Below are 13700 nucleotides of genomic sequence, written 5' to 3'. Positions count from 1 at the left end.
TCTGCAAGCGTAAACGTTTACTTTTTCCCAGGCGCCGGTCAAAACGGCTGGTGAGGCGATATACGAATACGCTTGGGAGAGAGCGATGGCACTGCGAGTCACCGTATGGGGCGAGAACGTCCACGAGCAAACCAACGAGGTGGTAGCGCGCATTTACCCCACCGGCATGCACCAGTGCATCGCCGACGGTTTGAATGAGTCAGAGGCGCTGTCCGCCACCGCCGTCACGCTGCAAGATTTAGAGCAAGGGCTCAGCGAAGAGACGCTGGAGAATACCGACGTGCTGCTGTGGTGGGGCCACGCCGCCCACGGCGACGTGCTGGAAGAGACCGTTGATCGGGTGCAAAAGCGCGTGCTGCAGGGCATGGGGTTGATCGTGCTGCACTCCGGCCACTACTCGAAGATTTTCAAACGCTTGATGGGCACCACCTGCTCGCTGAAATGGCGAGAGGCCGGCGAGCGCGAGCGCCTTTGGGTCGTCAACCCTGGGCACCCCATCGTGCAGGGCTTGGGGGATTATCTGGAGCTGCCCCATACCGAAATGTACGGCGAGCCCTTTGCGGTGCCCAACCCGGACGAGGTGATTTTCATCAGTGCCTTCGAAGGCGGCGAAGTGTTCCGCTCCGGCCTGACCTACAAGCGCGGTAACGGCAAGATTTTCTACTTCCGACCCGGACACGAAACCTACCCGATCTACTACGACGAGCAGGTCAAGCGGGTGCTCAAGAACGCCGTGCTCTGGGCGCAGCCGGAGGGCGCCCGGTGGATCGACAGCTGCCCCAACGTCCCCGCCGACCAGGCACCCAACCCGGTCGAAATCAAGGGCGAAAGCCTGCACAAACCCGGTGAGGAGGGCTTCAAATGATCCGTATCGCAATTATTGGCGCGGGCAGCATGGCGGGGGAACACGCCAAGCACTATGGCCGACTCGAAGGCGTCGAAGTGGTTGCCGTATGCGACAGCGATTTCCCCAAGGCCCAGGCCTTTGCCCAGCGTCACGGCATTACCGATGTATATCAAGAGCTGGACGCCATGCTCGCTCGCGATGATATTCACGCGGTGAGCAATGTCACTCCGGATGGCGTGCACAAGGCCACGTCGTTGGCCGCCATTGCGGCGGGTAAACACATCCTGTGTGAAAAGCCCCTGGCTACCAACGCCGAGGATGCCCACGAGATGGCGGCCGCCGCACAAGCCGCCAAGGTCATCAATATGGTCAACCTGAGCTACCGGGACGCCCCCGCCATTCAGCACGCCCGAGCACTGATTACCGGTGGTGCCATTGGCACCGTGCGCCATGTGGATGCCAGCTACCGCCAAAGCTGGCTGGTGAGCAACGCCTGGGGGCGCTGGGATGAAGATAGCCAGTGGCTCTGGCGGCTCTCGGAAGCCCACGGCAGCAAAGGCGTACTGGGCGATGTGGGCGTGCATATCGTCGATTTTGCCAGCTACCCGGTGGGCGACATCACCCGCGTCAACTGCGAACTCACCTGCTTCGACAAAGCCCCGGATAACCGCATTGGCGACTACGTGCTGGACGCCAACGACACCGCGCTGATGCGCGTGCGCTTTGCCAATGGGGCCATGGGCACGATTCAAGCGACCCGCTGGGCCACCGGCCACCACAACTCGCTCACGCTGAGCGTTCACGGCGATAAAGGCGCGATTCGCCTGGATCTGGACGCCTCCAAAGACGACGTACAGGTGTGCCTGAACGATGACGTGCACCCCGCCCGCTGGAGCACCGTCAAGGCGCCGCCAACGCCCAGCATCTACCAGCGCTTTATCGAAAGCATTCGCACCGGCGAAAACGATCAGCCCGACTTTGCCCGTGGCGCGGCCATTCAAACCGTGCTGGACGCCTGTTTCGTTTCCAGCCAGGAGGACCGCAGCCTGGCAATTGCCAGCTAACGAGTACCATTTCATCACGCATCTTTTGAGGCAAGACACCCAATAACAAGATGAGGATTCCCCGATGCGCCCTACATTGAAAACACTGTTGCTGCTGATGACGTTACTGCCAGTGGCACTGCCTGCTTTGGCCGCCGAGATCACCGTCGCCTGTGGCGACGGTGGGGCCGCCGATTTCTGCCCAGAACTCTCCCAGCGCTGGGCCGAGGCCAACGGCCACCAGGTCACTATCGTCACCACGCCTGCGTCGCCCACCGAAAAACTCTCGCTCTATCAACAGCTGCTGGGCAGCCAGTCGGAAGATGTCGATGTGCTGATGGTGGATATCGTCTGGCCGGGGCTGCTGGCAGAGCACTTGCTGGATCTGAACGAGTATCTACCCGCATCCGCCACCGAGGGTTTCATTCCTTCGCTGATGGAGAACAATACCGTGCAGGGCAAACTGGTCGCGCTGCCGTGGTTCACCGATGCAGGGCTGCTTTACTACCGCCACGATCTTCTGGACAAGTACGATGCGGAGGTGCCGCAGACGTGGCAGGCGATGACCGATACCGCCCGGCGCATTCAAAACGCCGAGCGGCAGGCGGGCAACGAGCGGATGCATGGCTTCGTCTTTCAGGGGCGCGCCTACGAAGGGCTGACCACCAACGCGCTGGAGTGGGTGGCGAGCTACGGCGGCGGTACCTTCGTGGATGACGAGGGGCAGGTGACGGTGAACAACCCTCGAGCGGTAGAGGCCCTGACGCTGGCGGCCTCATGGATAGGAGATATCAGTCCAGAGGGCGTGCGTAACTACATGGAGGAGCAAGCCCGCGGCGTTTTCCAGGCGGGCAACGCCGTCTTCATGCGTAACTGGCCCTATGCATGGTCGCTGGGGCAAGCGGACGGCACGCCGATCCAGAACAAGTTCAGCGTAGCGCCGCTGCCCAGCGGGCCAGAGGGCTAGTCCGTTGCGACGCTGGGCGGCTGGAACTGGTCGGTCTCCCGCTATTCGGACGAGCCACAGGCCGCCGCCGACTTGGTGGCCTATCTCACCGCGCAAGCGCAGCAAAAAGCGCATGCCATCAAGTTTGGCCGCAACCCCACGCGCCCCGCGCTGTACGAAGACGACGAGGTGCTGGCCGCGCATCCGTTCATTGGCGAACTGTATGAAACGGTGATGAGCGGCGTGCCGCGCCCGGCCAGCGTCACTGGCGATGCTTACCCACGTGTCTCCAACGCGATCTTCAATCGCGTTCATGAAGCGCTGTCCGGCAGCGTCACGCCAGAGCAGGCGGTGCAGCAGTTGGATAGCGAACTGGCGCGATTAGGGCGGCGTGGCTGGTAGCGCGAACGGCGTTAGCGTCCGTGTACTCAGCGATTTTCGGCCACGCTTTTTGTACAATCAGGGCCCGACTGGCTGAGGCATGGCATGAAACAGAACACACCGAGCGCGCAAACCGCCACCATCCGCGAAATCGCCCGGCGCGCCGAGGTCTCGATTGCCTCGGTCAGCCGGGCGCTCAACGGTAAGCCGGGGATCAGCGACGCGCTGCGCGATAAAATTCTCACCATCAGCCGCGAAGTGGCCTATCAGCCCAGCGCGGCGGCGCGGCAGTTGATTAGCGGAAAAGCCGCCGTGGTGGGCATTTCATTGGGGCGGCAAGATATCGAACTGCGCCCTTACTACATTCTGCTCTACCAGCATTTGACCGTCGCGCTGCACCAGCAGGGCATGGTGCCGATCTTCTTTCACCACAACCAAACCTCGGATCTGCCCGAGCGGGCAGGCGCGGCGATTTTGTTAGGGGAAACGGGAGAGGATGAGCGCCCCAGCGTACTGCGCGCAGCCGGCATACCGTTCGTGCGGATTGGCAACGCCGGGGAAGGGTTCTCGGTGGCCCCGGACGATGTCTCAGGCCTGTACCAAATCACGCGCCATCTGATCGGGCAAGGGCGAACACGGATTGCCTTCGTGGGTGGCGAGTTGGACGTGCCGCGCCCCCATAGTCGTCTTTCCGGCTATCAACGAGCCATAGCGGAAGCGGGGCTGAGCGAACAGCTTCTGAGCCTGCCCCATCGGTTCACTTCCGACTCGCTCACTAGCTACCGCCACCTCAACCGCTTTCTCGATCATGGAAGCACTACGTCATTACCGTTCGATGCGCTGGTCTGCGCCACCGACGAACTGGCGCTCGGCTGTGTCGCTGCGCTGGAAGATCGCGATATTCGTGTGCCCGAAGACGTGGCCGTTACCGGCTTTGACGACCTGCCTACCCTAGCCACCGGATTAACGACGGTGCGCCAGGACATTGCCGCCATTGCGGCGATGAGTGTCGAGCTATTGAGCGAAGCGCTGGCGGGAAAAGCGCCCCGGCACGTGTCGCTGTCGGTGGCGCTGGTGCTGCGGGAAACTGCTTAACGCCCCGGCAGCTGCTCTGGGCCGAAGGCGTCGGGCAGCAGGCTGTCCATGGTGTAGGTTTTTAGCACCTCGCCCTGCTTAGAGAGCACCATGATCTGCGTGCTGGGGGTGGCGAACTCGCGGATGCGCTGGCGGCAGTCGCCGCAGGGTGTACAGAGGTGCTCGCCAGGGCCCATCACATACACCTTGGCAAGCTCGCGCTGGCCAGCGGTGATCATGGCAGAAATGGCCGAGGCTTCGGCACACAGCCCTTTGTAGTGGGCCACTTCTACGTTGCTACCCGCAAACTGCTGGCCGTCGGGGCACTCCATCACCGCCGCCACGGGGTGGTTGGAGTAGGGCGCGTAGGCGTTGCCCAGGGTGGTCAGCAGCGTGTCGACCAAGGCCGGATCCGCTCGATTCATGCTGTTATCCTCTGAATGGCGTGAGTGGGCATCGTCTTAGGCGCGGGCGGCGTCGTCGCGTAGCACGGTATCGAGCGCAATCACCATCATGTCGTTGAAAGTGGTTTGGCGGTCGGCGCTGGAGAGCGAGTCGCCTTTTAGGATGTGATCCGACACGGTGCAGATGGTCAGCGCGCGGGCACCGAACTCGGCAGCCACGCCGTAAAGGCCAGCGGCTTCCATCTCGACGCCGACGATGCCGTAGCGCTTCATCAGCTCGGCCATGTCGGTTTGCGGGTTGTAGAACAGGTCCGCTGAGAAGATGTTGCCGACTTTGACCGGCACGTTCTGCGCTTTGGCGGCCGCCACGGCGTGGCTGGTCAGCTCGAAGTCGGCGATGGCAGCGAAGTCGTGGTCGTTGAAGCGCATGCGGTTCACTTTGGAGTCGGTGCAGGCACCCATGCCGATCACCACGTCACGCACGTTCACGTCGTCGCGCACCGCGCCGCAGGAGCCGACGCGAATGATCGACTTCACGCCGTAATCGGTAATCAGCTCTTTGGCGTAAATGGAGACGGAAGGAATACCCATGCCGTGGCCCATTACGGAAATCTCGCGGCCTTTATAAGTGCCGGTGTAGCCGAACATATTGCGCACGTCGTTCACCTGGCGCACGTTCTCGAGATAGGTATCGGCGATGTACTTGGCGCGCAGCGGGTCGCCGGGCATCAGAACGGTATCGGCGAAATCGCCTTTTTCGGCATTGATATGGGGGGTAGCCATGGAGAGCTCCTCTGATTGAAGTTAGTAGCCAGAACAACCCTAGGCGGGGGCGCTGTAAACCCTTCCCTGGGCGCTACTTTCGCCATCCATGGCGAAAGACCCCCGCTACGGGCTGATTCTGGCGGTACACGTAAACATGCGTGCTAATAGTGGTTGACTGGCCTTTATGCCGCTTTGGTCAAAAAGCTGTCGCCGTCGGCCATCGCCTCGAGCGTGAAGTAGTCGGCCAGGGTTTGGCCGATGTCGGCGAAGGTGCCGCGCTCGCCCAGCGGGCCGGGGGCGAAGCCTGCGCCGCGCACCATGATCGGTACGTATTCGCGGGTGTGCTCGGTGCCTTCCCAGCTGGGGTCGCAGCCGTGGTCGGCGGTGAGCAGCAGCAGGTCGTCGTCGTTAAGCGCCGCCAGCAGCTCCGGCAGGCGGGCGTCGAAGTGCTCCAGCGCAGCGGCGTAGCCCGGCACGTCCCGGCGGTGGCCATAGACCGAGTCGAAATCCACGAAGTTGGTCATGATCATGGTCGGGCGGTCGCTGGTCTCGCGGGCGGTGCGCGCGACTTCGGCCAGGGTGGCCTCCATCAGCGCGTCGTGGCCGCTGGCTTTGACCTTGTGGGTGATGCCGCAGTGGGCGTAGATGTCGGCGATCTTACCAATCGAGACCACTTCGCCCCCGGCATCGGCGAGTTTTTGCAGCACGGTCGGGGTGGGCGGCTCGATGCTGTAGTCGCGGCGATTGCCGGTGCGGGCAAAGTTTTGGCTGTCATCGCCGATGAACGGGCGGGCGATGACGCGGCCAATGTTGTACGGCGCCAGCAGTTCGCGCACGGTTTCGCACAGGGCGTAGAGGCGCTCCAGGCCAAAATGCTCTTCGTGGGCGGCAATCTGGAACACGGAGTCTGCCGAGGTGTAGACGATCGGCTTGCCGCTCTGGATATGCTCTTCACCCAGGCGGGCAATGATCTCGGTGCCCGAGGCGTGGCAGTTACCGATCACGCCAGGCAGGTCGGCCTGCTCGACGATGCTGTCCAGCAGCGTTTGGGGGAAACTGTCGGTCTTGTCGCTGAAGTAACCCCAGTCGAAGCGCACCGGTACTCCAGCAATTTCCCAGTGGCCGGAAGGGGTGTCCTTACCGCTGGAGATCTCTTTGGCGTGGGCGTAAGCGCCGCTCAACTGCTCGGGCAGGCTGACGCCTTCCGCGACGCTGCCGGTGGCATCCCGGTGGGCGTGGAACAGGCCGAGCGCGGCCATGTTGGGGAGCTTCAACGGGCCGGAGCGCTCGGCGGTATCCGCTTCGCCACGGGCGCAGGCCGCGGCGATGTGGCCCAGGGTGTCGGCACCTTGGTCGCCAAAGGTAGCGGCGTCTGGCGCGCTACCGATTCCAAAAGAGTCCAGAACTAAGACGATGGCACGACGCATTAGGCTTCTCCTCGGAAGGTCTCTTGCAGCAGGGCGTCGGCGGTGGCCTCGGCGTCGCCGACGGTGACCGCCGCGCGTAACTGGGCGGCGGCACGAGCGGCGGCCTCTTCGGTGCGGGCGTGGACGATGGCCAGCGGGCGCTGGCTATCCACACGGTCACCGATTTCGACGATATCGCTAAACCCGACGCTGTGGTCGACGCTGGCGTCGTTACGCAGACGGCCACCGCCCAGCTCCACCACGCTCATGCCCACAGCACGGTTATCGAAGCGCTGCACGATGCCGCTCTGCTCGGGGTACACTGCCTGAATGACCGGCGCGGTGGCCAGGTAGCTGTCCGAACGCTCCATGAAGTCGGCGGGGCCGCCCAGTTCGCGCACCATGCGGGCGAAGACTTCTGCGGCCGCGCCGGAGGTGAGTGCTTTGTCCAGCTTGGTAAGGGCTTCTTCGCGGTTAGCCACCAGTTTGCCTGCCATCAGCATTTCGACGGCGAGTTCGCGGGTGACCTGCATCACGCGGCTGTTGGCGCGCTCGCCGCGCAGCAGCGCCAGGGTTTCGACGATCTCCACCGCGTTACCGGCACACGGGGCCAGCGGCTGGCTCATATCGGTCAGCAGGGCGGTGGTGGGCGTGCCTGCTTGGGTCGCGACATTGGCGATACTTTTCGCCAGCTCCCGGGATTTTTCCGGGGTGGGCATGAACGCGCCGCTGCCGACCTTGACGTCCATGACCAGGGCGTCCAGGCCAGACGCCAGCTTTTTACCCAGGATGGACGCAGTGATCAGCGGAATGGATTCCACGGTGGCGGTCACGTCACGCACGCCGTAGATGCGCTTGTCCGCCGGGGCGAGGTTGCCGGTTTGGCCGATGATCGCAACGCCGGTGGATTTCACCACGTCACTGAAGCGCTCGGGAGCGGGGTAGGGGTCGTAGCCAGGGATCGATTCCAGCTTATCCAGCGTGCCGCCGGTGTGGCCCAGGCCGCGGCCAGAAATCATCGGGACGAAGGCGCCGCAGGCGGCGACCCAAGGGCCCAACACCAGCGATACTAGGTCACCCACGCCGCCGGTGGAGTGCTTGTCCACGATCGGGCCAGGCAGGTTGAGCGAATCCCACTGCATCACGTGGCCAGAATCGCGCGTCGCGGTGGTCAGCGCCACGACCTCTTCACGACTCATGCCATTCAAAAACACCGACATGGTGAAAGCACCGATCTGCGCGTCGCTGATGCGGTCGTCGGCAATGCCCTGCACGAAAGCTTTGATCTCTTCAGCGGGCAGCGGCTGGCCGTCGCGCTTCAGGCGAATCAGTTCTTGGGGGAGCAGGGCGTGGTGAGATGCGTTTGACGACATTTAGTAGCCTCCATTGGTCGCGGCATCGGCATTGCCGTTGAGCGTGTTCAGTAGGTTCGTCAGTAGGCTGGACGCACCGAACCGGAAGTGCTCGGGCGTCACCCACTGCGGACCCATAATGTCGGCAGCCAGCGCCAGATACTGGGCCGCTTCTTCGGCGGTGCGAACGCCACCAGCGGCTTTGAAACCGACATTTTTACCGCTGGCTTTGATGGCTTTTAGCATGATCTCGGCGGCGTCTAGCGTGGCGTTCACCGGTACTTTACCGGTGGATGTCTTGATGAAGTCAGCGCCACCTTCGATGGCCAGCTCGCTTGCACGTTGGATAAGCGCAGGCTCCTTGAGTTCGCCAGATTCGATGATGACTTTAAGCTGGGCTTGCCCGCCGCAGGCGGCTTTGCACATTTCCACCAGCTCGCGCCCCGTCTCTTCATCGCCTGCCATCAGCGCACGGTAAGGAAACACCACGTCGACCTCGTGGGCACCTGACGCTACCGCTTCGCGGGTTTCACGGGCAGCGCCCATGATATCGTCGCCGCCGTGGGGGAAGTTGGTGACCGTGGCGATCTTGACTTGGCTCTCCAGCTTGTGGGCACTGAGCGCGCGGGCAGCGGTGACGATGAACTGCGGGTAAACGCACACCGCCGCCGGGTTGCCGAACGGCGTTTTTACCTGCTGGCACAACGCTTCGATCACGCTGTCGGTGTCACTGTCGTTCAGGCTGGTCAAATCCATTAGCGACAAAGCTTGACGAGCGGCTTGGGTGAGTTGGGCTTGGGTGAGCTGGGGGGAGGCAGTAGCGTTCATGACATTCTCGCAAATCGATAAAAGACAAAACGGGCACTGCGAAAACATAGCAGCGCCCGTTGAATGGTGTGGTGCTCGCTGCGTTACGCCGTCAAACTGCTTAGCGCAATGAAGAAGCCGGCGATGGAAGCAGACATCAAGTTAGAGAGCGTACCGGCCAAGACCGCTTTGACACCGAAGCGGGCAATTTCTTTGCGGCGCGTGGGAGCAATGCTACCCAGGCCACCCAGCAGAATGGCAATCGATGACAGGTTAGCGAAACCGCACAGGGCAAATGACAGGATGGCCATGGTGTGCGGGGTCATCAGTTGACCCGTTGCCGCCACGACCTGTTCGCCATCGATGTACGGCGCTAGATTGATGTAGGCGACGAACTCGTTGACCACCAGCTTTTGGCCGATGAACGAACCTGCCAGCGTTGCCTCTTCCCACGGCACGCCGAGCAGGAACGCCAGCGGCGCAAACAGCCAGCCGAGAATGAGCTCGAGGCTCAGCGATTCAAAGCCGAACCAGCCGCCAACGCCGCCTAAAATGCCGTTGATCAGCGCGATCAACCCGATGAACGCCAGCAGCATCGCACCAACGTTGGCCGCCAGCATCAGGCCGGAGGTCGCGCCGGACGCCGCGGCATCCAGTACGTTGGTAGGCTTGTCGTCCTGCTCTTTCAGCTCTTCATCGACCTTGGAGACGCTATCGCTATCCTCGGCGTCCTGAGTTTCCGGCATGATCAGCTTGGCGAACAGCAGACCGCCCGGTGCTGCCATGAACGAGGCGGCCACCAGGTACTCCATCGGAATGCCCAGCGCGGCGTAGCCCGCCAGTACCGAACCCGCCACTGAGGCCAAACCACCACACATCACCGCAAACAACTGCGAAGGGGTCATGCGGGCAATGAACGGGCGTACCACCAGTGGTGCTTCGGTTTGGCCGACGAAGATATTGGCCGTGGCCGAGAGCGATTCGGTACGCGAGGTGCCCAATGCTTTTTGCAGTGCGCCGCCCAGAATCCGAATGACCCACTGCATGATGCCCAGGTAGTAGAGCACGGCAATCAGCGACGAGAAGAAGATGATGACCGGCAGTACTTTGATGGCGAAGACAAAACCGACGTTTTCTACATCGGCAAGGCCACCAAACAAAAAGCCGATACCGTCGTTGGCGTACACCAGCACCTGGCTAACGCCCGCCGAGATGGCCTGAAGCACCGCTTGGCCAAACGGTACGTAAAGCACGAACGCGCCAATACCGGCTTGGATGGCAAAGGCACCCAGCACGGTGCGCAGCCGAATCGACTTGCGGTCGTAAGAAAAAATCAGGGCAATGGCCACTAGGGTGACCATACCAACCAAGCTCATGATGAGGGTCATGGGAGTACCTTCGGATCGTGAGGAGTGTGAGCGATTACAGTAAGTTCAACTTCACTGAGTAGATCATCGCGTTTTGGTAAGCATCCGGGGTGCCCAGTTTATTCTCTGAGTAGCGGTACTGCACGCCCGTCGTGATCAGGTCGGACGGGTGCCACCATAGGCTCAGCGCTCCGTTGGTGCCCACGCTGCCAGCGGTACCATTCACGTAGTTCTGAGAAAGATACTCATCGTCACGACCGAAGGTCTGCTCGTGCCAGTTGGTGACGCTGAAATTTTGGTTGCCAGCGGTGAAATCGTAGCCCGCGACCCAGCCTGCCATGAAGCCATTCATGCCAGTGTAGCCATCGCTTTGTACTCGCGCGGCACCAATGAAGGGCTTGAACCACAGACCATTATCGAACGTGGTGCGATAGCCGAGGCCAAGAATTTGATCCTGCTCGCGGCCGTTGAAGCCGTAGTCGCGGAAATCGTACAGGTGGGCGTAAATCGACAGCGGGCTGTCGCCCAGGTAGATGTGCGAGGTCACTTTACCAGCGGTGCGGAAGTTGTCTTTACCGCCGCTGGCTTGGTCGAATTGATCATTGGTCGGATTCTCGAAATCGAAGAAGCCGTAGAACTCGCCCCAGCTAAAGCCGACGCCGCCTTCGATTTCGACGAATGTAAAGTCGCTTTTCGCGGCATTGCTAGCCGTGCGCGCTTCGGTGCCGTTGGACCAATCCAGGTAGTTGACCGAGACGTTGGCAAACGACCACAAGCGGTCGAGGGTACGCGGTTCGGCATCGTCTGCCAAAGCGGGTGTAGCGAGCGCCGCACCGGTCAGTAAAACACCAGCGCCAAGCGTGACGAAAGTAGAAGAACGAGTGTGAGAGTGAGCAGTCATGGAAGCCTCAACAGGGTTGTATCTCGGAGCCAGAGGGAATGGCGTTCCGACGTTATGGGTCGTGTGGGCTGGCGTTGATGTTAAAATTATAACATTTAGTGTTATTTTTTTAACGCTGATTTGCAAGTATCGTCACATCAACGCTATTTAAATGTGATAAGCGCATCACGGGTGGGTGACGCCAGTGAAAAGAGTGCGCAGTAGTGGAAATTGGCAGGGCCCTAGCTCAGCATAGGATGCCTGGCGGGACGCAATGCCGATAACAAAATGAATCATAAGGAGATGCCGGACATGAACGATCGCAGCGCACAGCGCATGGCCATGCTGCAAGAAGCGCTGGCCAGCGGGGGAACCCTGCATCTTCGCGATGCCGCCGAGCTGTGCGGCGTCTCCGAAATGACCATTCGACGGGATCTCTCGACGCAGCCGTCGGCCATTAGCCTGTTGGGCGGGCGATTGGTGATGGCCAGCTACCCCGGCGTGACGCCGGTATACGATTTGACCGAGCAGCAGGCGAGCCATTACCAAGTCAAACAGCGCCTTTGCCAGCGCGCGGCCAGCTTCATCGAAGAGGGCGATACGCTGTTTATCGACTGCGGCTCCACGCTCATTCCACTGCTGGGTCAGCTTAGTCGTTTCCGAGAGCTAACCGTGGTGACCTATGCCCTCAACGTAGCCAACGCCGTCGCTGGGCTGCCCAATGTGCGCCTCGTATTGCTAGGTGGGCTTTTCTACGCGTCCTCTCAATCGTTTGGCAGCGACGGTATGGGCGCGGCCATCGAGCGCTTGGGCATCAACAAGGCGCTGATCTCTGCTGCCGGCGTGGATTGCGAACGAGGCGTCAGCTGCTTCCATTTTCACGAAGTAGGGCCAAAGCAAGCGGCCATTGCCACGGCAATGCAGCGACTGTTGGTGGTCGATGCCAGCAAATTTGGCGTGGTGCGCCCGGCCTATTTTGCCTCGCTGGAAGACTTCGATGTCATCGTCACCGACGACGAGCGCGCCCCTGGTTTGCTGGAGCGCCATCCGCTGCCCGCGCTTAACGTCACGCTCGCCTAATGAAAGACGGTCGAAGCTCCGTATCGCCCTCTTCAAAACGGTGCGCGGGGTGCGGCATAACGTCTCTTTCTGATTGACTCAGATCAATAGAAAATACTTTAGTCTTAGTTGATGCGCATCAGCGCATGGCCGAGGCTCGCCACCAACCCCATGCGGTGGCGCATATTTTTCCCGGAGCAACGCTTACGCTCTCACTGTTCTGGGAAAAGTATGGGGTGATAGTTAGCTTGCTATATAGCTGGCTAGTTAGCCAGCCAAACAGCAGGCTGTTTTAGACAACTCTCTGATGAGATCACACCATGCAACTACCTACCCACTGGCGCAGGCGAGGCACGTTTGTGCTCGTCGTATTGTGCTTGCTGTTAACGGGCTGCAGTTCTGCATTGCTGGATCCGAAGGGGCAGATTGGCGTTGAGCAGCGCTCGCTGATTCTGACCTCCTTTGGGTTGATGCTGATCGTGGTCATTCCGGTCATCGTGATGACGCTTTTGTTCGGCTGGCGTTACCGCCGCAGCAACCGCGTTGCCAAGTATCTGCCGGATTGGGCGCACTCCAATGCCATCGAGGCGGCGGTTTGGACCGTTCCCTGCTTGATCATTGCCGTTCTCGCCTTTCTTACCTGGAAAACCTCTCACAGCCTGGACCCCCACAAGCCGATCGAAGGCAGCGTGGAACCCATGGAGATTCAAGCCGTCGCGTTGGATTGGAAATGGCTATTCATCTATCCCGAACAGAGGATTGCCAGTGTCAACGAGTTGGCGTTCCCAGTGGATACGCCGGTGCGCTTCCGGGTGAGCTCTGGCTCGGTGATGAACGCCTTCTTCATTCCACGTCTGGGCAGCCAGATCTACGCCATGGCGGGCATGGATAACGACGTTCACCTGATTGCCGACGAAGAGGGCGTCTATCCCGGTCGTTCCACCAACTACAGCGGTGCTGGCTTCTCTGGCATGACCTTCGATGCCCACGTCACCTCTTCGGCGGAATTCGACGCCTGGGTGGACAACGTGCGTGCCGCCGATGACACCCTGACCTTCCCGGACGGTTACGAAGCCCTAGCGCAGCCGACCGAGTATCACCCGGTGGAGTACTTCTCGGCGGTCACGCCCGAGCTGTATGAGTCGATCGTGAGCAGCTTCCACAGCGGTGACGGCAGCGGTCACGACGGTCATTCGAGCCACGGTGACGCCATCAGTGATGCCCACGACAGTCACGGCGAATCCAGCGAGCTAGAGAGCTCCAGCGCGTCGCAACAGCAGGCCGCGATCGGCCATGTTACCAATCAGCATGCAGGTGATGACCACGCCCTGGGCGGCCATCCCACAAGCGTTGAAGCGGGGGGTTAAGC

Annotated in this window: 12 protein-coding genes and 1 pseudogene; 6 read left to right on the top strand and 7 right to left on the bottom strand. The window is 61.1% G+C overall.

Going from position 1 to position 13700, the window contains the following annotated elements; all coding sequences use genetic code 11:
• Positions 1–85 precede the first annotated feature (85 nt).
• The 4 genes and pseudogenes from MHM37_RS09275 (at position 86) to MHM37_RS09260 (ending at position 4312) form a co-directional block, all read left to right on the top strand.
• Positions 86–865 carry a ThuA domain-containing protein gene (locus tag MHM37_RS09275; protein ID WP_239296432.1) on the top strand — a complete coding sequence of 260 codons (780 nt, stop codon included), beginning with the start codon at positions 86–88 and terminating at the stop codon, positions 863–865.
• Positions 862–1911 carry a Gfo/Idh/MocA family oxidoreductase gene (locus MHM37_RS09270; protein WP_239296430.1) on the top strand — a complete coding sequence of 350 codons (1050 nt, stop codon included), beginning with the start codon at positions 862–864 and terminating at the stop codon, positions 1909–1911. The genes MHM37_RS09275 and MHM37_RS09270 overlap by 4 nt, the downstream gene beginning before the upstream one ends.
• 64 nt (positions 1912–1975) lie before the next feature.
• Positions 1976–3238: pseudogene (locus MHM37_RS09265) on the top strand (ABC transporter substrate-binding protein).
• Between the two features lie 84 nt (positions 3239–3322).
• Positions 3323–4312: a LacI family DNA-binding transcriptional regulator gene (locus MHM37_RS09260; protein ID WP_239296429.1), complete on the top strand. Its 990-nt coding sequence runs from the start codon at positions 3323–3325 to the stop codon at positions 4310–4312.
• On the opposite strand, the gene cdd is transcribed toward MHM37_RS09260, so the two are convergent.
• From cdd to MHM37_RS09225, 7 genes are all read right to left on the bottom strand, one after another.
• Complete coding sequence (gene cdd / locus MHM37_RS09255; protein ID WP_139525275.1) at positions 4309–4716, bottom strand: cytidine deaminase; 408 nt, start codon at positions 4714–4716, stop codon at positions 4309–4311. The two genes, MHM37_RS09260 and cdd, sit on opposite strands and share 4 nt — an antisense overlap.
• A gap of 36 nt (positions 4717–4752) precedes the next feature.
• Complete coding sequence (deoD, locus tag MHM37_RS09250) at positions 4753–5478, bottom strand: purine-nucleoside phosphorylase (protein ID WP_239296427.1); 726 nt, start codon at positions 5476–5478, stop codon at positions 4753–4755.
• A gap of 164 nt (positions 5479–5642) precedes the next feature.
• On the bottom strand, positions 5643–6887 hold the full coding sequence (locus tag MHM37_RS09245) for a phosphopentomutase (RefSeq protein WP_139525277.1): 1245 nt from the start codon (positions 6885–6887) through the stop codon (positions 5643–5645).
• On the bottom strand, positions 6887–8239 hold the full coding sequence (deoA, locus tag MHM37_RS09240) for a thymidine phosphorylase (protein ID WP_239296426.1): 1353 nt from the start codon (positions 8237–8239) through the stop codon (positions 6887–6889). Before deoA ends, MHM37_RS09245 begins: the two co-directional genes overlap by 1 nt.
• Positions 8240–9046, bottom strand: a complete 807-nt coding sequence (deoC, locus tag MHM37_RS09235) for a deoxyribose-phosphate aldolase (protein WP_153842241.1) — start codon at positions 9044–9046, stop codon at positions 8240–8242.
• Positions 9047–9129: 83 nt separating this feature from the next.
• Positions 9130–10413, bottom strand: coding sequence for a NupC/NupG family nucleoside CNT transporter (locus MHM37_RS09230; RefSeq protein WP_139525280.1), 1284 nt, complete (start codon positions 10411–10413; stop codon positions 9130–9132).
• Between the two features lie 34 nt (positions 10414–10447).
• On the bottom strand, positions 10448–11293 hold the full coding sequence (locus MHM37_RS09225; RefSeq protein WP_139525281.1) for an outer membrane protein OmpK: 846 nt from the start codon (positions 11291–11293) through the stop codon (positions 10448–10450).
• Positions 11294–11584: 291 nt separating this feature from the next.
• Here MHM37_RS09225 and MHM37_RS09220 point away from each other — a divergent pair, with 291 nt between their 5' ends.
• Positions 11585–12352, top strand: coding sequence for a DeoR/GlpR family DNA-binding transcription regulator (locus tag MHM37_RS09220; protein WP_062374779.1), 768 nt, complete (start codon positions 11585–11587; stop codon positions 12350–12352).
• Positions 12353–12651: 299 nt separating this feature from the next.
• Positions 12652–13698 carry a ubiquinol oxidase subunit II gene (gene cyoA, locus MHM37_RS09215; RefSeq protein ID WP_239296425.1) on the top strand — a complete coding sequence of 349 codons (1047 nt, stop codon included), beginning with the start codon at positions 12652–12654 and terminating at the stop codon, positions 13696–13698.
• Positions 13699–13700: the final 2 nt, after the last annotated feature.

Origin of the sequence: Halomonas sp. MMH1-48 (genome assembly GCF_022348105.1) — a bacterium.
In the GTDB taxonomy this organism is placed as follows: domain Bacteria; phylum Pseudomonadota; class Gammaproteobacteria; order Pseudomonadales; family Halomonadaceae; genus Vreelandella; species Vreelandella piezotolerans.
The sequence above is the reverse complement of the archived record's forward strand: the minus strand, read 5'-3'. Positions and strand labels throughout refer to the sequence as shown.

Bases quoted from the DNA above. Each gene is read 5' to 3' on its own strand.
- cdd (WP_139525275.1), bottom strand. From the start codon at position 4,716: ATGAATCGAGCGGATCCGGCCTTGGTCGACACGCTGCTGACCACCCTG.
- MHM37_RS09270 (WP_239296430.1), top strand. From the start codon at position 862: ATGATCCGTATCGCAATTATTGGCGCGGGCAGCATGGCGGGGGAACAC.
- MHM37_RS09220 (WP_062374779.1), top strand. From the start codon at position 11,585: ATGAACGATCGCAGCGCACAGCGCATGGCCATGCTGCAAGAAGCGCTG.
- MHM37_RS09230 (WP_139525280.1), bottom strand. From the start codon at position 10,413: ATGACCCTCATCATGAGCTTGGTTGGTATGGTCACCCTAGTGGCCATT.
- MHM37_RS09275 (WP_239296432.1), top strand. From the start codon at position 86: ATGGCACTGCGAGTCACCGTATGGGGCGAGAACGTCCACGAGCAAACC.
- deoC (WP_153842241.1), bottom strand. From the start codon at position 9,046: ATGAACGCTACTGCCTCCCCCCAGCTCACCCAAGCCCAACTCACCCAA.
- MHM37_RS09225 (WP_139525281.1), bottom strand. From the start codon at position 11,293: ATGACTGCTCACTCTCACACTCGTTCTTCTACTTTCGTCACGCTTGGC.
- deoD (WP_239296427.1), bottom strand. From the start codon at position 5,478: ATGGCTACCCCCCATATCAATGCCGAAAAAGGCGATTTCGCCGATACC.
- MHM37_RS09245 (WP_139525277.1), bottom strand. From the start codon at position 6,887: ATGCGTCGTGCCATCGTCTTAGTTCTGGACTCTTTTGGAATCGGTAGC.
- deoA (WP_239296426.1), bottom strand. From the start codon at position 8,239: ATGTCGTCAAACGCATCTCACCACGCCCTGCTCCCCCAAGAACTGATT.
- cyoA (WP_239296425.1), top strand. From the start codon at position 12,652: ATGCAACTACCTACCCACTGGCGCAGGCGAGGCACGTTTGTGCTCGTC.
- MHM37_RS09260 (WP_239296429.1), top strand. From the start codon at position 3,323: ATGAAACAGAACACACCGAGCGCGCAAACCGCCACCATCCGCGAAATC.